Below are 18,908 nucleotides of genomic sequence, written 5' to 3' on the forward strand. Positions count from 1 at the left end.
TCTAAGAACCCGGGAAAAGCGATAAAGTGCCCCTGTCGGTTGTTAACTTCTAATCATCAAAATTAACAGGTGGTGAAATTAAAGGGAAGAGCGGTTCAAAGCGGCCGGAATTGGATCAGCGCATGAACATCAAATCGATCGGAGTATCCGAGGCGACCGCATCAAGTGGGTCGAACAGGAAGATGCTGTTCCGGCCAGGCATCGATACCTCGATAAGCTCGAAGATCTTCGCGTGTTCTTGAATCGAATCTGCTTTTTAGGCTTGGCCGATTACGAGGTTCACTTTGCCTGCTACCCTCCGGGAACGCACTATGACCGACATCACGACACGCTGAATATTAACGATCACCGGGTTATTTCGGTGATCACTTACCTGAATCTCGATTGGACCCCCGAGCAAGGAGGTTGCCTAAGGGTGTATGAAGATGCCATATTTAACGATAGCACAACGGACCGATATGTGGACATCTCGCCGCAGGCGGGTACCTTAGTCCTTTTGGACAGTAAGAGGATCGAACACGAAGTGCTGCTCTCACTCGGTAATCGATACAGCATCACCGGGTGGATGTTGGATAAACCGCAGAAGTTAACTTTCTTTTGATCGCTATGAAGAATAGATATATAGACCTTGTTGAGCAGACTTTTGATTTTCCGCAAGCGGAATTCGATCGCGATAAAAATGGCGACCTGCGCTTTCACGACATTCCACTGATGGACGTGATCGAGCGGTTCGGAACGCCGCTGAAATTCTTTTACCTGCCGGTGATCGGCGAACAGATCGGCGAAGCCCGCGGGTGGTTCCGCGAAGCGATGAAAAAACACGATTACGAAGGCGACTATCATTACTGCTACGTCACCAAGAGCAACCACTTTGCGCACGTGATTAAAGAAACGATTGAGCAGGGCACGCACTTAGAAACCTCTTCAGCCTACGACGTCATGATCATGACCAAGCTGTTCGAGGAAGGGACGTTGCCGGCCGACCGATACATCGTGTGCAATGGATTCAAGACCGACGAGTACCTCGATTCAATCGTTGCTCTGCGAAATAAAGGTTACGAGAACATAGTGCCGGTGATCGACAACTTATCGGAATACGACCGCCTCGATCAAAAACTGCAGGAGCCGATGAATATCGGACTGCGCATTGCTTCGGAAGAAGAGCCCAAGTTCGAATTTTATACCTCGCGTTTGGGGATCGGATACAAAAATATAGTTCCGTTTTACCTTGAGCAGGTGCAGGATAATGAGAAGTTCAACTTGAAGATGCTCCACTTTTTCGTGAACACCGGAATTCGTGATAACGCCTATTACTGGGGCGAACTCACCAAGTGTTTGCGGGTCTACTGCGAATTGAAGAAGGTAGCGCAGGGTCTCGACTCGTTGAATATCGGCGGGGGCTTCCCGATCAAGAATAGTTTGAGTTTTGAGTTCGAATACGATTATATCGTTGACGAGATCATTAGTCAGGTCAAAATGGTTTGCGGTGAATTCGGCGTACCGGTACCTCATATTTTTACGGAGTTCGGCAGCTTTACGGTAGGCGAGGCCGGAGGAGCGCTGTACAGTGTGCTTTTGCAAAAGAGGCAAAACGACCGCGAGTGCTGGAACATGATCGACAGCAGTTTCATGACTACGCTGCCCGATACTTGGGCCATTAACAGGCGCTTCATCATGCTGCCCAAAAATCATTGGGAAAAGGAATACGAGCGTGTATTTTTAGGAGGGCTAACTTGTGACAGCGACGATTACTACAATTCCGAGCAGCATATCAACGCCATATATTTGCCTAAGTTCGACAAGAACAATACCCTATACCCGGGATTCTTCAATACAGGGGCATATCAGGAAAGTATTGGTGGATATGGCGGCATTCAACATTGCCTCACCCCTTCGCCGAAGTACGTCATCATCGATAAAGACGAAAACGGTAACTTTAAATACAAACTCTTCCGAGACACGGAATCGGCCGCCACGATGCTCAATATTCTCGGATATTAAAAACATTATGATGAACTACGCAGGAATAGAAGATAAATACGCCGAAAGAGAAACCGCCGAAGTGGCCCTGTTGCCGATTCCGTACGACGGCACGTCAACTTGGGGAAAGGGGGCAGATAAAGGACCGGCAGCTTTCTTAGAAGCGTCTGAGAACATGGAGCGTTACGATATCGAAACCCGATTAGAGGCGTACAAAAAAGGCGTTTTCTTGGCGGATTCCTTGACGGGAATGACGAGCCCCGAAGATATGGTGAAGAAGGTCGAGCAAAGCACCGGGGAGCTAATTGACGAGGGTAAATTCACCACTGTGATCGGAGGAGAACACAGCATATCGATCGGTACCATCAGAGCGTTCAATAAGCGTTTTGAAGATCTGACGGTACTGCAACTCGACGCACACGCTGACCTTCGTCCCGAGTACCAGGGAACTCCATTCAATCACGCGTGCGCCGTTCACGAAGCGAGCCGCACTACCAACCTCGTTCAAGTTGGCATCCGAAGTATGGACTCCTGTGAGGTTGAATATATGGACGAAGACCATACTTTTTGGGCGCACAAGATCTATAAAGACGACCGCTGGATGAAAGACGCACTGAGACTCATGACCCAGAATGTGTTCATCACGATCGACCTCGACGTGTTCGATCCGGCCATCATGCCCTCCACGGGAACGCCGGAACCGGGCGGTATGGGCTGGAACCAAGTTTTGCGTTTTCTGCGCCAGGTGTTCAAGACGCGTCACGTGGTCGGATTCGACCTCGTTGAACTAGCACCGAATCCAAATAACAAAGCGCCCGATTTTCTCGCGGCCAAACTCTATTATAAAATGTTGAGCTACCTCTTTAAGTGGCAGAAATAATCATTGCGAATGAAGATCAAAGAATTCATTGATAAGTACTACTTACATTTCAACGCCGCCTCGGTTGTAGATGCCGCGAACGCTTATCAAGCACACCTCGACTCCAGGGCACCCATGATGATCACTTTGGCCGGTGTCATGAGCACCGCCGAAATGGGTAAGCTCTTAGCCGAAATGATCCGCCAAGACAAAGTCCAGATCATATCGTGCACGGGGGCCAACCTCGAAGAAGACATCATGAATTTAGTGGCACACGACCACTATGAGCGGGTGCCGAACTACCGCGACCTTACACCACAGCAAGAATGGAGTCTTTTGAAACGAGGGATCAATCGCGTAACCGATACGTGTATTCCTGAGGAGGAGGCTTTCCGGCGTCTGCAAAAGCATATTCACGAACTGTGGAAAAAGGCCGACGATAACGGAGAGCGATATCTCCCGCACGAATACATGTATCAAATGATCAACAGCGGTGTTCTCGAGCAATACTACCAAATCGATCCCAAGGATAGCTGGATGGTAGCCGCCGCCGAGAAGAACTTGCCGATCGTTTGCCCGGGACGGGAGGATTCGACCATGGGTAATATTTTCGCCAGCTATTGCTTTACTGAAGACCTTAAGCCGTCAACCGTAAAATCGGGAATCGAGTACATGACCTACCTCGCCAAGTGGTACATTGAAAACGGTGGTGAAAAGGGCGTTGGTTTCTTCCAAATTGGAGGTGGCATTGCAGGAGATTTCCCGATCTGTGTGGTGCCCATGTTGCACCAAGACCTCGAAATGGAGAATATTCCCTTACGGAGCTATTTCTGCCAAATTAGTGATTCAACGACCAGTTACGGGTCCTATTCGAGCGCCGTACAGAATGAGAAGATCACTTGGGGAAAACTGGGGATCGATACCCCGAAGTTCATCATCGAATCAGATGCTACCATCGTAGCTCCGCTGATCTTCGCCTCTCTTCTTGACCTTTGATATTACTACAGCATACTTTAAATCACCGCCAATTTAAAAATGAGCAAAGCGCATAAAATCATCAACGTCGAGAATATCACACCGATATTCTCGAAAGCATCAAGTACACGTACACGTACGGCTATGGCGACAGTGATTTGATCAAGTTCGTCAACGCTGCCGGAGAAACGGTCTCCGCACTTCCGATCGAAACCGAAGACGCCGAATACTTCGTCAAGATCAATGTCGAAATGACAAAAAAGATCGATGCCTACATGGAAGAAGATGACGATGAAGGTTCCGGCGAATCCGAAGAGTTCGAAACCGAAGCCCGGGACGAAGAGGTCGAAGACTAATATTTCAAAACTTTCAGTTTTTTTTGAACCTCAGGTCGAGATTCTCGTTAGCTATTCAAAACCAGAACTTCACGTGTTTTGAATACTGCTACGACATCCACTGTTTCCGTTGATCCCGCGCTCAGCTTATTGGCTCGATTGCGGATGTTTCCGGAACTCGCAAATACCGAAAAGGAAACCTCGGCCCGTCTCAAACATTTCCTGACCGAATACAAACCCACGCGACTGGTCGATCACGTCGGTGGGTTTGGTCTTTTGGCCGAATGGGGATCGGGGGTCAAAGGCCCAACGGTTATGATCCGCGTTCCCATGGACGCATCACCCGCGGGTCACCTGTACGGTAACGACGGCCACATGGCCCTAGCCGCAGGGCTGGCGCCATTGCTTCAAAAAAATACACCACCTGTGGGGTCCGTTGCCCTGTTGTTTCAGCCCGCATCGGTTCTGGGCACGGGAGCGCGCGCGGTTTATCTCGACGACAAATTCCGACCTTTCAAACCCGAACTCATCATCGGGTTCAGGGCCATTCCCGGCCATGAACCGGGCTCCGTGCTTTTTCGCGAAGGGGATATCACCACGGCAAGCAAGGGCCTCACCATAAAGCTACACGGCCGAGGCACCGATATTTCGACTCACGATGACAGCCACCCACTCGGGGCGCTCATTCGCCTATCGGAGCAAATTCTCGACCTCGAAAACGACGATAAATTTGAGCAGTTCGTACAAACCAATATCGCGCACGCGCACCTCGGACAGCACGATTTTTACACGGCCCCCGAATACGCCGAACTAAGTGCCACGATCCGCGCTCAAAAACGGCGCGAACTCGATAAAATGGCCAAACGCATCGTAGATTACGCACAAATCGCCGGGCAAATTCACGCCCTCGGGATCGACGTTACCTGGCACGATGCATTCGAGGCCGTTAAAAACCCCGAAGGATCTTCAGAGTGGATCAATCGATGGTGTACTAAAAACGAGCTTCCATTGATTCACATGGAGCAGCCCTTCCGCTGGTCCGACGACTTCGGCGTTTTCCGGGAGAATCTCAACGCGGTATATTTTGGTTTGGGTTGCGGCCTCTCGGCCCGAAGCATGGGTTCGCCGGACTTTTCGTTTCCCGAAGCACTCATAGCACCGGGCATCCAGGCCTTGTGGACCCTCGTCAACGATTCACTTGATCGGCTAAAGTAGTTCCGTCCCTCTTATTCTTCAAGGTTTTCGGACGACGATTGAGCTTTGCGATCTTCGCGCTTTTGCTCCCTTACTTTTTTGCGGTATTCTCGATCGCGCTTCAGGGTCTTGGTCCTGAGAACGGAATTCAAGAGCCCATCGAGAAGCCCTTCCATCCAGTGCCCAATGAATGCCTTGTACGGCTTGTTCGCCACTCCAACCTGACCTAAGTGGAGTCCATACTTCTTGGACGGATTGTCTTTGTGGTACACCAAACCACCAAAAGCGCCGGTGAAGAAGTTCACCAGCTCCCCCTTGCCTTCGCCGGTTTGTTTATCGACCAATTCCACCTCCAAATTCGAATACCTGAAATCAACGTTCCCGAAGGTCGTATCTTGATTTCCCCTCAAATTAAATGTAAGGCCATCCACCTGTCCGCTCTTGACCGAAAGGTTACCCGAATGCTCCAGAAATTTCTTCGTGATACTAAGGTCCGTCGAATCCATTCGGCCCGTGAGCGTGAACGGGTTTCGGTAACCATATGAATATTCTGCCAGAATCTCGGCCAAGGTACTTCCTTGTAGCATGGTCGATCCAGCCATAACAAAGGCGGGCGCTTCCTTATCCCAATTTTGCACATTGGTGACCGAGGCATTGAGTTCGGTCAATTCTACACGCACAGCGATCTTGCGCTCGCCTTGCAACTCTTCAATGACCAGCACTCCGCCATTGACCTCGATCCTTTCGAAGCCCAGATCGATTGAAATACTGCTCAGCAAATCCTGAGGATATGTCTTCACTTGATCCGGAAATGGCAATCGACCATCTTTGAAGATCTCGGCATAAGGCTGGTTCAGATACAAGTTCGTGAGTTGTACCAATCCGGTGTCGACCATATCGGGCGGGGTCATATACCACGTGGGACCGAAACATCCCACCGAGCTTTTTTCCAACCGTAGTGGTGTCCGTAGGCGATCCGTCCCAGATTTGCCTTCAGGTGTAATCCGTGTCCGGCAAAGAGGGTGTCGCCCCAAAGCACTTCTACGCTGTCAACCATCACCACGTACATACTGTCCGGGAATTGAAAATATACATCGGGCAAGGTGAGCACCCAGCGCGACATCTCCACCAGCTCCGTCGCGGAGCCATCGACGGCCAAGTCTTTCATCACGAATTTGAGTCCGGCCGAAAACTCCATCGGTCCATCGGGATCCCACCAAAGAGAGCCGTCCAGGGTTCGGAGCTCCTTGGCCCGGAGATCGAGCCCGGTCAATTCTCCGTCCGAGGACCCCTCTTTGGGCACGGCCGTTTTTGAACTGTCCTTTGGAGGTAAGGCGTATCCTTCGAACACCGGCTTATCGATGACGAGACTATCGAGCCGCAGGCTCCCCGAAGAAAGGAATTCGGCACTCTTGAAGCCGTGGAGGCGAATGCTTTTGACGTGGAGCGACCAATACTTCTTTTGCTGGCCCTGACGGGTGAGTTGAATGTCGTAGAGTTTTAGCTCGCCGCGGCGAAGGTTCAAGCGGCTGCGCTCGTACTCGAACTCCCAGCCATCGCCCAGTTGGTTGCGGACCTGTGTTTTGAGCATATCGTTCACCTGTCGCAGCACCAACAAATTGCCCGACAAAACGAACCCCGCGATAACGGCGATGCCTATTTTGAGCCGCTTGCGCTTCACAGAGATCCAAGGTAGCTAATTTCCTTTTTAAGAAGACTGATTTCCGCTAACTTGCGTGCAAAATTCAGCGATATGTACGGAGCCCTGAAAAGCTATTTGCAAGACGAGTTGAAGGCCATTGAAGAGGCCGGACTATATAAGAAGGAGCGCATCGTCACCGGTCCGCAAGATGCCGTGATCCGGATCAGCACCGGTCAGGAAGTGATCAATTTTTGCGCGAACAACTACTTGGGGCTGAGCTCGCACCCAAAAGTTTTGCAGGCCGCGAAGGATGCCTTGGACTCGCATGGATTTGGGATGTCGAGCGTTCGCTTCATTTCTGGAACTCAGGACATTCACAAGGAACTCGAGCACAAGATCGCCGAGTTTTTGGGTACGGAAGACACCATACTATACGCTGCGGCCTTCGACGCCAACGGTGGCATGTTCGAGCCCTTGCTCGGGCCCGAAGACGCCATCATCAGCGATTCGCTCAACCACGCCTCCATCATCGATGGGGTGCGCTTGTGCAAGGCTCAGCGTTTCCGCTACAAGAATAACGACATGGCCGATCTCGAGGAACAGCTGAAAGCGGCCTCCGAAGCGCGCCACAAGATCATCGTAACCGACGGGGTATTCTCCATGGACGGCTATGTAGCTCAGCTCGATAAGATCTGTGACCTCGCCGAAAAGTACGATGCCCTCGTGATGGTCGACGAATGCCACGCAACCGGATTCATAGGCGAAACGGGTCGCGGGACCCACGAGTTGCGCGGAGTTATGGGACGTATCGACATCATCACCGGAACGCTCGGAAAGGCACTCGGAGGTGCCATGGGCGGGTTTACGACCGGTCGCAAGGAGATCATCGACATGCTGCGTCAACGCTCTCGCCCGTACCTCTTCAGTAACTCGCTGGCTCCATCCATCGTGGGTGCCAGCATCGCGGTTTTCGACCTGCTGAGCGAAAGCACCGAACTGCGCGATAAACTCGAGTGGAACACCAACTACTTTAAAAAGGGGATCAAAGCGGCCGGATTCGACATCAAGGACGGAGACAGCGCCATTGTACCGGTAATGCTGTACGACGCCAAACTGTCGCAGGTCATGGCCGATAAGCTTCTCGAAAAAGGAATTTACGTCGTCGGATTCTTTTATCCGGTGGTCCCGAAAGAGCAGGCCCGTATTCGAGTACAACTCAGTGCCGCGCACGACCAGTCGCACCTCGACAAAGCCATCGAGGCCTTTACCGAAGTCGGCAAGGAATTAGGAGTGATATGAGCCTACGGCTCGATGTAGCCCTCCGTTCCGCTATGGATCACCCGACTCAACATAGGCCATCCCCCGCTATCAGGAGGGCTGAAGCCAATTGGTTATCAACACTTTTTCGTTCATAAAATTGGGCTAACGGTATTATTGTCGTAAATTTGCAGCCCGTTTTTGAGAGGGCTCCATTGCGAGTCGGGTAATTAATTAAAAATTCAGTCAAGTGGACACATTGAGCTACAAGACGGTTTCGGCCAACGCCGCAACGGTAGACAAGAAGTGGATCGTGGTGGACGCTGAAGGACAAACACTAGGTCGTTTGGCCTCTGGTGTTGCTAAAGTTCTTCGCGGAAAACACAAGCCAGACTTCACTCCGCATGTGGATGGTGGTGATTTCGTCATCGTTATCAATGCCGATAAAGTAAGCTTGTCAGGACAGAAGTGGGATCAGAAACAACACATCCGCCACACGGGTTACCCGGGTGGACAGCGCAGTTTGACTTCGCGCGAGTTGTTTGAGAAAGATCCTATTCTCTTGATCGAGGCTGCTGTTAAAGGCATGTTGCCGAAGAACCGTTTAGGTCGCAAGATCTTCGGAAATCTTCACGTATATGTTGGTGCAGAGCACCCGCATGAGGCGCAAAAGCCCGAAGTAATGAACTTCAACGAAATTAAAATCTAAGCAATGGAAATCACGCACGCTATCGGACGTCGCAAGAAATCAGTTGCTCGCGTTTATTTGACCGAGGGTAAGGGTAACTTTACTATCAACAACCGCGCGATCGACGACTACTTCACTACCCCGACCCTGCGCTACAAAGTGATGCAACCTTTCACTTTGGCGGAGATCGTAGGAAAGTACGACGTTAAAGCAAACATTGAAGGTGGTGGAACCACCGGACAAGCGGAAGCTCTTCGTTTGGGAATCGCTCGCTCTTTGTGCGAGATCAACGACGAGTACCGCGCTATCTTCAAGCCACACGGCTTGCTCACTCGTGACCCACGTATGGTCGAGCGCAAAAAATTCGGTCAGAAGAAAGCTCGTAAGAAATTCCAGTTCTCTAAACGTTAATCGGAATTCCTTATTCGGTTTAGCATCTAAATCGGTCGGATGCCCCCGGGCCTACCTCCCGATTGCTTAAGCCAAAAATTAAGTCGAACAGAACGTAAACCAATTGCATTATGCAACCAATAGAAATTGAAAAACTCTTAAAATCAGGTGTTCACTTCGGGCACTTGACTCGCAAGTGGAATCCAGCCATGGCTCCTTACATTTTCATGGAGCGCAACGGAATCCACATCATTGACCTCAAAAAAACGGCAGCCAAGCTCGACGAAAGTCGTAAGGCCCTGGCATCCATTGCAGCCAGCGGAAAAAAGATCCTCTTCGTCGCTACCAAGAAACAAGCTAAAGAGATCTTGGAAGAGCAGATGAAAGGTTTGAACATGCCTTACATCACCGAGCGTTGGCCTGGTGGTATGCTCACGAACTTCGTGACCATCCGCAAAGCGATCAAAAAGATGCAAACCATCGACAAAATGATCGCAGACGGTACATTCGATTCATTGTCTAAGCGCGAGCGCCTTCAGGTAACTCGTCAACGTGCTAAACTCGAGAAGCAACTCGGAAGCATCGCCGACATGAACCGTTTGCCGGGAGCACTCTTCATCGTTGACGTGATGCATGAGCACATCGCGGTGAAAGAAGCTCAAAAATTGAACATCCCTACTTTCGCCCTCGTCGATACCAACTCGAACCCGAACGATGTGGATTTCGCCATCCCGGGTAACGACGACGCTTCTAAAGCGATCAAAGTGATCCTCGAGTACGTAACCGACGCTGTGAAAGAAGGACTTACTGCTCGATAAGCAGATAAAGATGACTCTTCTGAAGAGAAGACAGAGAAGAAGAGCAAGAAAGAAGAGGCATCAGCGGCCGAATAATTCAACCAGTATTTATAACCTGAGAATTAGAAACAGAAAATGGCGAAAATCACCGCCGCAGAAGTAAACAAGCTCCGTAAACAAACCGGAGCCGGAATGATGGACTGTAAAAAAGCGCTCGTTGAAGCCGAAGGCGATTTCGACGCTGCCATCGATATCCTCCGGAAAAAAGGTCAAAAAGTAGCTGCTAAGCGCGCCGATCGCGAAGCGAGCGAAGGAGCTGTTTTGGCTACTACCAATGCCGACAACACCGTTGGGGTTTTGGTTAGTGTTAACTGCGAAACGGACTTCGTTGCTAAGAACGAAGGTTTTGTTCAGTTGGCCGAGCAAGTTCTTAAAGTGGCTATGGAGAACACTCCCGACACTAAAGAAGAGCTTTACGCTCTTTCATTCGACGGCTCCATGAGCGTTGAAGAGAAGTTGACCGATCAAACCGGAGTTATCGGTGAAAAGATCGAGGTTTCTACTTACGAGAAACTCGAAGCTCCTTACGTTGCCGCTTATATCCATGCCGGAAACAAATTGGCCAGTTTGGTCGGTTTGAGCGCCGTTCCTTCCCATGACGATGCCGGAAAGAATGTGGCCATGCAAGTTGCCGCTATGAGCCCGATCTCAATAGATAAGGGCGGAATTGACCAAGAGACCATCGGCCGCGAATTGGAAGTAGGTCGCGATCTCGCTCGTCAAGAAGGTAAGCCGGAAGAAATGCTCGACCGTATCGCTCAAGGTCGTTTGGGTAAATTCTTCAAGGAGAACACCCTGATGTCTCAAGCTTACATCAAAGAGAGCAAGCAGAGCGTGAGCGATTACTTGAATTCCGTTGACAAAGGATTGTCGGCCACCGCGTTCAAACGCGTCGGCCTCGGAGGTTGATTCAAGCATTGATACTTTAAAGGAGAGACTTAGTTCTCTCCTTTTTTTTGCTCTAACTTTACCGAACCTAAAGTCCAAGTGATGAAATACAAAAGAGTCCTTCTGAAATTGAGTGGCGAAGCCCTCATGGGAGCCAACAGTTACGGCATTGACCCCAACCGTATTCGAGCCTATGCCGAAGACATCAAGAAAGTAGTTGAAGCCGGAGTCGAAGTAGCCATAGTACTCGGCGGAGGAAACATCTTCCGCGGTCTCGGCGCCGCCGATCAAGGTATCGATCGCGTACAAGGAGACCACATGGGAATGCTCGCCACCGTCATCAACGGCTTGGCCATGCAATCCGTGCTCGAAGGAATGGGCATGCAAACCCGCCTTCAATCAGCCATCGAAATGGACAAAGTCGCCGAACCTTTTATTAGACGACGCGCAGTTCGCCACCTCGAAAAAGGTCGTATCGTCATTTTCGGAGGAGGAACGGGCAACCCGTATTTCACCACGGATACCGCCGCCACACTGCGCGCCGTGGAGATCGAAGCCGATGTGATCCTCAAAGGAACACGCGTCGACGGCATTTACTCCACCGATCCCGAGAAAGACAAATCGGCCGTGCGCTACCAAAACCTCACGTTCAAAGACGTATACGAAAAAGGCCTCAATGTAATGGATATGACCGCCTTTACTTTGAGCAAGGAAAATGACTTGCCCATCATCGTATTCGACATGAATACCCCGGGCAACCTCGAAAAGGTCGTGCTTGGAGAAAATGTGGGTACCCTGGTCGAAAACTGATCGAATCGCGGTTTTTAATAACTTAGGCCACCTTAAAGTTTTAGGAATATGAACGAAGATTTGGAACTGATATACGAGACCACTCGCGATGCCATGAACAAAAGCATCGACCACCTCGAAAAGGAATTGTTGAAGATTCGCGCCGGTCGTGCGAACCCGCAAATGTTGAGCACCGTTAAAGTAGATTACTACGGCACCGAAACTCCTCTTTCGCAAGTTTCGAACATCAACACCTCGGATGCCCGCACACTGACCGTGCAGCCATGGGAAAAGAAGATGATCCCGGAGATCGAAAAGGCCATCATGAACAGTGGCCTCGGGTTCAACCCACAAAACAACGGTGAGGTCGTGATCATCAATATTCCGCCACTTACGGAGGAACGACGCAAAGACTTGGTGAAGCAAGCGCGCACCGAAGCCGAACACGCCCGCATTGGAATCAGAAACGCCCGTAAAGAGGCCAACAACGAGATCAAAAAACTCGAAAACGGCGGCCTGTCGGAAGATCTGGCCAAGGACGCCGAAGCCGAGATCCAAGGCATCACCAACGGCTACAACACCAAGATCGACAAACACCTCGAGCGAAAAGAAGCCGAGATCATGCATATTTAATCCTCCGTTGTGTAACAAATTTGCAATAGCGCCGTCTTTACGATAGGCGCTTTTATATTGGAGTTGTTCGAAACCCCGATGTGGCTGATTTTACTGAGACTGAGATGCTCTTTATTTTTCTCGGTCACTAGAAAAACGATCACCCCAACACACCCGATACGACCTCCGGGTAGGCCTCTGTTACACCACATATTCATGAAATGGTTCAACTTCGTTAAATTGACGAATCTTACCACCTCATAGTACTGACCGTCAATAACTAACTGCAACAATCGGCTATGAACTTATTGGGCAACCTCATCTGGCTAATATTCGGTGGACTAATCGCCGCCATCGAGTACTTCATCGCCAGCCTTTTACTCATGATCACCATCGTGGGCATCCCCTTCGGCATCCAAACCCTCAAACTCGCCATGCTGATGCTGTGGCCCTTTGGCGCCGAAGTGAAAGACACCGAAAACGCGGGCGGATGCCTCCACACCCTCATGAACGTGCTCTGGATCTTCCTCGGCGGCATCTGGATCGCCCTCACCCACCTGCTCTTCGGCATCCTGCTCACCATCACCATCATCGGCGCACCGTGGGGCAGCCAGCACTTCAAACTCGCCTCGCTGGCCCTTACCCCCTTCGGAAAACGCGTAATCACCTAATAAGTATTCTGAGCCTCAACGGCTCGATGGAGCCCTCCGCTGCCCCGGTGAAGTTTTCAATTGGCCGGCGAACTCCCGCATCGTGCCGTAGGCACAAAAGTTCGGCTGTGAGCATGAAATCACCCGAGATTTCCCAAGCGCTTACGTACCTTGTCGCGAAACCATCAACTTTTAAGCCGCACGATCAAGCGCAGGACTTACCGGAATGAGGAGTTTCATTTGGATCATATTACTCTTGACCACGTCATCCAATGTCAGGGCTCAGGGGGTATTCGTGAATTACGACATCGATACTTCGGTGTATTGCGTGGGCGAACCCCTCGATCTGTGGGTCGACTTCCTCACTTCGGGGAGCGATGATGCCGGATCGGTTTTCTGGAATAACGCCGAGGTAGAGCGATTCGGATCCGATGACTACTTCCTCGTGGAGCGTGAACTCGATTTCGGAACCGAGGACTTTTTGCGATTTGTTGCTTATGCCAGCGTCAAAATCTTGAGTGTTCGGGAGATCGGGCCGTATTACAAGATCACCTCGCTCATGGAATTCGCCCCGAAAAACAGGAGAAGTCAAGTTCAGTACACCTTTCACGTTTACGCAGGACGAGCGAACGATAAGCTCAAACTTTTCAACGCCTTGCCGATTAATACCGAGCTGCACTTATCGACCACCACCGTGGGGTACATCCGCTATCATTACTTGAAGTCGCACGAATTCGACTCGGAATTGGCCCAAAAGCAGAGTGCCTTTTTATCAGATTTCAGCAGCGCGTTCGAGGTGCCGATTGATACGGTCGACTATTACTTTGCTCCTACTAACGAACAAATCAACGAGCTCAGGGGCTTCGCCTTTTTGATCGGCGCCAGTGGCAAAGAGATCCCCAGTGGCAAATCGGAACCTGAGTACCGGATCGTGTACTCGGCGGGGCTCGATGAATACTACCCGCACGAGCTCATCCACGTGCTCATAAACCCACATTACCCCAATGCGCACCTATGGGCTCTGGAAGGCTTGGCCACGTACTACGGCATGAGCCGGGGAAAGGACCTCGATTGGCATTTAAAAAAGGTGAACGCCCATTTGAGTGATCATCCGGAAATCGATCTCGGTAACATGCTCGAGCTGCGTTCGCTCGATCAATACACCGATTACCGTTATGCCTTGGGCGGATTCGTCATGCGCAAGGCTTATGAAAGGGGCGGAGTTGAACTCATTAAGCAGCTCCTATCGGCCGGATCTTCGGATGCCGACTATTACTCGGCTACTGAAAAGTACTTGGGTATCGAGCGGAGTGCCCTCGATGCGTGGATCCGGCGGGAGTTGACCTCGGAGTATGGAGCCCACCGTGAGTAGCTCAGCAATCGTTGAATAGTGTTATGGTATCCCTATCTTTATTTGAACTATTCAAAGAGCACCATGACGCTTGAAGATCTAGGGTACACCAATGCCTTGGAAGAATATAGGACTGAAAACGGGTACGATTCCTTTGACGTGGGTCGCGTGGTAGCCGAGCACAAGGAGCGCTATGTCGTGAAGAACGCCGATGGCGAGTATGATGCCGAGATCCTGGGCAATTTGCGCTACACAACTGCTAGCAGGGCCGATTTTCCGGCGGTGGGCGACTGGGTAGCGCTTTCGGTGTACGATGAAGACAAAGGTGTGATTCACGCCGTGTTCCCCGGCGCATCCACTCTGGAGCGTCGATCGGTCGGGGCAAGGGCGAGCGACAGATCATCGCCACCAATGTCGACACGGCCTTCATTGTACAAGCAGTAGATCGCGACTTCAACATCAATCGTATCGAACGGTATTTGACGATCTGCAATGCATCGAATGTGGGTCCCGTGATCGTGTTGAACAAGATCGACCTCTTGGAACCCGAGGCCATCAACGCCATCATTGAGTCGGTGAAGTTGCGCATAGAAGACGTTCGGTATTCGCCATCAGCATTGAAACCGGAGAAGGTATTGAGGCCCTAAAGGAACTGATTACAGTTGGTAAAACGTATTGCTTGCTGGGTTCATCGGGAGTTGGGAAATCGCCCTTGATGAATTCCATTTCGGGAGTGCCCACAATGAAAACGGATGCCATCAGTGCCTTTTCGAACCATGGTAAGCACGTGACCACGCATCGCGAGTTGCGGGTTCTGGACTCGGGAGGGCTCCTCATCGATAATCCGGGGATGCGTGAGATCGGCTTAACGGATACCTCCGATGCCTCGAACCGCACCTTCGACAAGATCTCCGAGTTAGCTCTGGAATGTAGGTTCAAAGATTGTAGCCATACCGTTGAAACGGGCTGCGCTGTATTAGCCGCTATCGACTAAGGCGAACTCGATAGATCGGCCCTCGACAATTACCTAAAGCTGGGACGAGAGAAGGAGCACTACGAATCTACGGTTGCCGAACGGCGCAAAAAGGACAAAGACTTCGGGAAGATGATCAAGGAAGTGTTGAAGTCGAAGAAGAACAAGTTCTGACACTAACGTGCTTTGAAAGACCACATTTCTCTCGAGTCGTGAGCCCAATGAAGGAGATCGACGGGGCACCTAATCGGACATAATGCCGTGGGAACAACTAAAAGCTCGGCCGGAATTACGTTTTGGTTTATCCAACTGGGTTGGTGAAAACTAATTCTACTTGATTATCTTGAAGGCTGATCGACCAATACCGATCGAACCGGTTCATTGAGGCTCACTTTGTTAAACATATCAATCCTTTCATTCGCGATTCCCTATTTCGCGTTACTGACTTCGTGCTCCACTTCAACGGATCCGAACGGGTCACATAAGAACCCCTACTGTGTCAATCAAGCCGGTTTGTTTTCGATACCCGATAGTCTTAAGATCATTGACATCGATTTCGGCGATTCCGACGAGGGCCTTTTAGCGCTCTTGACGGCCGAAACCGACATTGATTCGTGTTGGAACAAACTGGCCTTTGGATTGCCCTTAGCTCAGAATTTTGAGCCCGTGAGGGTTTACGTACTCAACGAATGCCCGGATCACCTCATTCGCCTTGAATCAAAAACAAAGCAAATCAGTGTGCTCGTTAATCAGTTTGGTCAGGTTTTGATCGATGGCGAACCTCTTTCGATCGATTCCTTACAATTTTCCATCAAAGCAAACTTGAATGTCATTGAGATACCAGAACAACAAGAAATACTTGTCCTGTGGGACCGGGATTCGCCTCGTGATAGTCTTAAAGCAGCTTTAATAGGAATAGTTGAAGGGTTCTTGCTGAAACAAGAAGAACTGGCACTTGAAGAATTTTCGACAAGTATTTGCTCGCTAAATGAATCACAAATACACTACCTCAGCGAAGTACTGCCGATGAATATACGTTTAGGTATTGGTCGATACTTTACGCCTCCGCCCTGACCACGATCCTGGTCGTTTCCGACTTGGAGTGCTCGAAATCACTTTATTTGGAGGTGCTGGGTGCCCGGCTCTATAGAGAATACGGCGGCGATTCTGCCGTGATCGAGTTCTTGGGAAACTGGCTGCTACTCGTAACTTCCGGCGAACCCACGGAAGACAAGCCCGATACTTATTTCTCACCTCCCTCCGACCCGAACTGTGTGAGCCACGCCTTTACCATTCGCGTCAACAACTGCCGCGAATCGTACCGAATACTCCAACACCACAGTGCCGAGTTCATTACACCTCCTTTCGACCGCGGAGCTGAAACCCGCTGTTTCTTCCGCGACCCCGATGGTCATTTGTTCGAGATCAGCGAATACCGTTCTGCCTGATCAAATGGGTGTATATTCGTAAACTCTCATGCTCATGTTCATCTTCTACATGAATCAATAATCCCGTTCTAGAATCACGATCACTTCCATGATGACGTATTTGAAAATTTCTGCTCTATTCGCCATTCTTCTTTTTTCGTCGATCGCGAAAGCGCAAAACCTTTTCCCGGAAAAGTTCAAAGAATGTGATACAGAGCGATTTCTATTGGAATCGGACACCGCAAATGCAGGCATTGATGAAGAGGAGTTTAAGGAAATCGTTTTGTCGGCGCTGAAAGAGAAGGACCTGAATCGAATTCGAGGCGAAATTGCCTTTCAAATCATTGTCGATCTCCACGGGAACTCGTGTTTGATCTCCATGGAAAATGGGACCAATGTAAAATCGAAGAAAATGGACATAAAAGCTGCGATCGACTCCGACCTCAAGTGTGATCCTCCCACGCAACAGGTCGCAGCCATCGTTAAGCTGGAATTTCGCGAGCACATCATTCGATTGACACGGCTGGGACTCAACGGAAAGCGAGGGTGGCACGAATTGTCATCGGACCTGTAATGCCTTGCAAATAACTCGTTCATGAAAAAGAAAAAAGTATCAAAAGCCGAATGGGCCCTTCGCGTGGTGCTTTTAGTGGGTACCATCATCTCCATGTTCTATGTTCCATGGCCCGTTGTCAAAGGGTGGCTGACCCCGATACCCGATACGGTTCAGGAACAGGTGGAACAGGGACTAAACTATGGTTTCGACGGTGTGGTCGTGTACATTGACCAAGGAGGTAGAACTCCGGAATACTATGCCGCCGGATGGCACGATCGCGATCGAAAGATTCCGGCCGACCCCAACGGCCTATTCAAGATCGCCAGTATAGATAAGTTGTATACCGCCTCGGCCATCACCAGGTTGGTAGCCAACGGGCAGTTATTGTTGGATGGAACGGTAGCGGAATATTTTCCGGAGTTCGCGGGCCGATTCGAGAACTCGGACCGCATTACGCTTCGTATGCTCGTAAAACATCGGAGTGGAATTCCGAACTACACCGATACACCGAGTTTTTGGTCGGATCCGCCCACGAGCCAAATGGAAGTATTGGAGAGTGCCTTTGATCTACCTGCCGAATTTGAGCCCGACGCAAAATGGATGTACTGCAACACCAATTATTTGCTCCTTTCCATGCTGATCGAAAAGGTTACGGGTAAATCGAAGTTCGAATACATAAAAAAGGTCATACTGGACCCACTGGGTCTTGTAAACACTTTCGCCTCGATACACACGATCGATATGAACCGGTTGATGAGCGGTTACTATGTAGGAGTAATCGAGGATATAAAATCATCGGACTACGGATGCATGATCGCCACGGCGGAAGATGTGGGCGCGTTCGTACGCACTTTGAACACGGGCACCTTGCTCAGTGAAAAAGAACAGGAACTGTATTCGGAGCTCTACGCGTACGACCACACGGGCTTGGTTCCGGGTTATATGAGCAGAGCCAAGTACTACGAAGATCTGGATGCCGTGGTGATTCAGTTCGTGAATACGACCAATTTCGACGGCTACGAGTGGAACCTAGGGAGTCTGTTGAATCGACGCATCGTCAAGATCTTGAGAAACCGATAGCCACAGCACCGTGAAAAAGATCCTTACGACCGACCGATTGCACCTCATCGAATTCAATACCGAAGACGCCCCCTTCGTATACGAACTCATGAATACCCCAGGGTGGCTCAAATTCATCGGATACCGGGGTATTGACGAAGTACTGGATGCGGAGAACTTTATAAAGGAAAAGTTCTTAACGAGTTACAGAGACTGGGGCTACGGCCTATGGAAAATGGAGGTAACCAAGTCCGGACAGGCTATCGGCATGATGGGCTTCGTAAAGCGCGACACCCTACCCCACCCCGATATCGGATTCGCCCTGCTGCCCGAATTCGAGGGAAAAGGGGGTCACGTCCATTTTGTGGGGAGCGTTTGAAGAATTGCTACATTTCGTTCAAAAGAAATGGGGGATTTGGTATTGGA

Annotated in this window: 25 protein-coding genes; 23 read left to right on the forward strand and 2 right to left on the reverse strand. The window is 50.3% G+C overall.

What is annotated here, in order from left to right:
- The first annotated feature begins 238 nt into the window (after positions 1 to 238).
- The 6 genes from J4F31_10050 to J4F31_10075 all read left to right on the forward strand — a co-directional run bounded on the left by J4F31_10050 (position 239) and on the right by J4F31_10075 (position 5,364).
- The gene (locus J4F31_10050) at positions 239 to 601 is read left to right on the forward strand and encodes a 2OG-Fe(II) oxygenase (GenBank protein ID MCE2496898.1); all 363 of its coding nucleotides are present in this window, start codon (positions 239 to 241) and stop codon (positions 599 to 601) included.
- A gap of 5 nt (positions 602 to 606) precedes the next feature.
- Positions 607 to 2,001 carry an arginine decarboxylase gene (locus tag J4F31_10055; protein ID MCE2496899.1) on the forward strand — a complete coding sequence of 465 codons (1,395 nt, stop codon included), beginning with the start codon at positions 607 to 609 and terminating at the stop codon, positions 1,999 to 2,001.
- 7 nt (positions 2,002 to 2,008) lie between these two features.
- On the forward strand, positions 2,009 to 2,860 hold the full coding sequence (speB, locus tag J4F31_10060; GenBank protein ID MCE2496900.1) for an agmatinase: 852 nt from the start codon (positions 2,009 to 2,011) through the stop codon (positions 2,858 to 2,860).
- Between the two features lie 9 nt (positions 2,861 to 2,869).
- A complete protein-coding gene (locus J4F31_10065; GenBank protein ID MCE2496901.1) occupies positions 2,870 to 3,835 on the forward strand; it encodes a deoxyhypusine synthase family protein in 966 nt (321 codons plus the stop codon).
- Positions 3,836 to 3,972: 137 nt separating this feature from the next.
- Complete coding sequence (locus J4F31_10070) at positions 3,973 to 4,170, forward strand: hypothetical protein (GenBank protein ID MCE2496902.1); 198 nt, start codon at positions 3,973 to 3,975, stop codon at positions 4,168 to 4,170.
- 78 nt (positions 4,171 to 4,248) lie between these two features.
- Entirely contained in the window at positions 4,249 to 5,364 is a 1,116-nt protein-coding gene (locus tag J4F31_10075) for a hypothetical protein (protein MCE2496903.1), read from the forward strand.
- A gap of 11 nt (positions 5,365 to 5,375) precedes the next feature.
- On the opposite strand, the gene J4F31_10080 is transcribed toward J4F31_10075, so the two are convergent.
- The gene (locus tag J4F31_10080) at positions 5,376 to 6,281 is read right to left on the reverse strand and encodes a hypothetical protein (protein ID MCE2496904.1); all 906 of its coding nucleotides are present in this window, start codon (positions 6,279 to 6,281) and stop codon (positions 5,376 to 5,378) included.
- Entirely contained in the window at positions 6,251 to 7,024 is a 774-nt protein-coding gene (locus J4F31_10085; GenBank protein MCE2496905.1) for a hypothetical protein, read from the reverse strand. The genes J4F31_10080 and J4F31_10085 overlap by 31 nt, the downstream gene beginning before the upstream one ends.
- 72 nt (positions 7,025 to 7,096) lie before the next feature.
- Here J4F31_10085 and kbl point away from each other — a divergent pair, with 72 nt between their 5' ends.
- The 17 genes from kbl (at position 7,097) to J4F31_10170 (ending at position 18,861) form a co-directional block, all read left to right on the forward strand.
- Entirely contained in the window at positions 7,097 to 8,284 is a 1,188-nt protein-coding gene (gene kbl / locus J4F31_10090; GenBank protein MCE2496906.1) for a glycine C-acetyltransferase, read from the forward strand.
- 208 nt (positions 8,285 to 8,492) lie between these two features.
- Positions 8,493 to 8,951, forward strand: a complete 459-nt coding sequence (gene rplM, locus J4F31_10095; GenBank protein MCE2496907.1) for a 50S ribosomal protein L13 — start codon at positions 8,493 to 8,495, stop codon at positions 8,949 to 8,951.
- Between the two features lie 3 nt (positions 8,952 to 8,954).
- On the forward strand, positions 8,955 to 9,341 hold the full coding sequence (gene rpsI / locus J4F31_10100; protein ID MCE2496908.1) for a 30S ribosomal protein S9: 387 nt from the start codon (positions 8,955 to 8,957) through the stop codon (positions 9,339 to 9,341).
- A 107-nt stretch (positions 9,342 to 9,448) separates the two neighbouring features.
- A complete protein-coding gene (gene rpsB, locus J4F31_10105; protein ID MCE2496909.1) occupies positions 9,449 to 10,138 on the forward strand; it encodes a 30S ribosomal protein S2 in 690 nt (229 codons plus the stop codon).
- 114 nt (positions 10,139 to 10,252) lie between these two features.
- Positions 10,253 to 11,086 (forward strand): elongation factor Ts, encoded by an 834-nt coding sequence (locus tag J4F31_10110; GenBank protein ID MCE2496910.1) that lies wholly within the window; start codon positions 10,253 to 10,255, stop codon positions 11,084 to 11,086.
- An 81-nt stretch (positions 11,087 to 11,167) separates the two neighbouring features.
- Positions 11,168 to 11,875, forward strand: coding sequence for a UMP kinase (locus J4F31_10115; GenBank protein MCE2496911.1), 708 nt, complete (start codon positions 11,168 to 11,170; stop codon positions 11,873 to 11,875).
- A gap of 48 nt (positions 11,876 to 11,923) precedes the next feature.
- Positions 11,924 to 12,487, forward strand: coding sequence for a ribosome recycling factor (gene frr / locus J4F31_10120; GenBank protein ID MCE2496912.1), 564 nt, complete (start codon positions 11,924 to 11,926; stop codon positions 12,485 to 12,487).
- A 278-nt stretch (positions 12,488 to 12,765) separates the two neighbouring features.
- Positions 12,766 to 13,137 carry a YccF domain-containing protein gene (locus J4F31_10125; GenBank protein MCE2496913.1) on the forward strand — a complete coding sequence of 124 codons (372 nt, stop codon included), beginning with the start codon at positions 12,766 to 12,768 and terminating at the stop codon, positions 13,135 to 13,137.
- A 205-nt stretch (positions 13,138 to 13,342) separates the two neighbouring features.
- Positions 13,343 to 14,488: a hypothetical protein gene (locus J4F31_10130; protein ID MCE2496914.1), complete on the forward strand. Its 1,146-nt coding sequence runs from the start codon at positions 13,343 to 13,345 to the stop codon at positions 14,486 to 14,488.
- A 42-nt stretch (positions 14,489 to 14,530) separates the two neighbouring features.
- Positions 14,531 to 14,911, forward strand: coding sequence for a hypothetical protein (locus J4F31_10135; GenBank protein MCE2496915.1), 381 nt, complete (start codon positions 14,531 to 14,533; stop codon positions 14,909 to 14,911).
- Entirely contained in the window at positions 14,821 to 15,114 is a 294-nt protein-coding gene (gene rsgA / locus J4F31_10140; protein ID MCE2496916.1) for a GTPase RsgA, read from the forward strand. Before J4F31_10135 ends, rsgA (J4F31_10140) begins: the two co-directional genes overlap by 91 nt.
- Positions 15,078 to 15,461, forward strand: coding sequence for a GTPase RsgA (gene rsgA / locus J4F31_10145; GenBank protein MCE2496917.1), 384 nt, complete (start codon positions 15,078 to 15,080; stop codon positions 15,459 to 15,461). Before rsgA (J4F31_10140) ends, rsgA (J4F31_10145) begins: the two co-directional genes overlap by 37 nt.
- 372 nt (positions 15,462 to 15,833) lie before the next feature.
- Positions 15,834 to 16,514 (forward strand): hypothetical protein, encoded by a 681-nt coding sequence (locus J4F31_10150; GenBank protein ID MCE2496918.1) that lies wholly within the window; start codon positions 15,834 to 15,836, stop codon positions 16,512 to 16,514.
- Positions 16,493 to 16,888 (forward strand): VOC family protein, encoded by a 396-nt coding sequence (locus tag J4F31_10155; protein ID MCE2496919.1) that lies wholly within the window; start codon positions 16,493 to 16,495, stop codon positions 16,886 to 16,888. Before J4F31_10150 ends, J4F31_10155 begins: the two co-directional genes overlap by 22 nt.
- An 88-nt stretch (positions 16,889 to 16,976) precedes the next feature.
- On the forward strand, positions 16,977 to 17,441 hold the full coding sequence (locus tag J4F31_10160; protein ID MCE2496920.1) for a hypothetical protein: 465 nt from the start codon (positions 16,977 to 16,979) through the stop codon (positions 17,439 to 17,441).
- Between the two features lie 21 nt (positions 17,442 to 17,462).
- Positions 17,463 to 18,503, forward strand: coding sequence for a beta-lactamase family protein (locus J4F31_10165; protein MCE2496921.1), 1,041 nt, complete (start codon positions 17,463 to 17,465; stop codon positions 18,501 to 18,503).
- A 10-nt stretch (positions 18,504 to 18,513) separates the two neighbouring features.
- Entirely contained in the window at positions 18,514 to 18,861 is a 348-nt protein-coding gene (locus J4F31_10170) for a GNAT family N-acetyltransferase (GenBank protein ID MCE2496922.1), read from the forward strand.
- Positions 18,862 to 18,908 lie beyond the last annotated feature (47 nt).

Source organism: Flavobacteriales bacterium, from assembly GCA_021296215.1.
Taxonomy (GTDB): Bacteria; Bacteroidota; Bacteroidia; order Flavobacteriales; family ECT2AJA-044; genus ECT2AJA-044.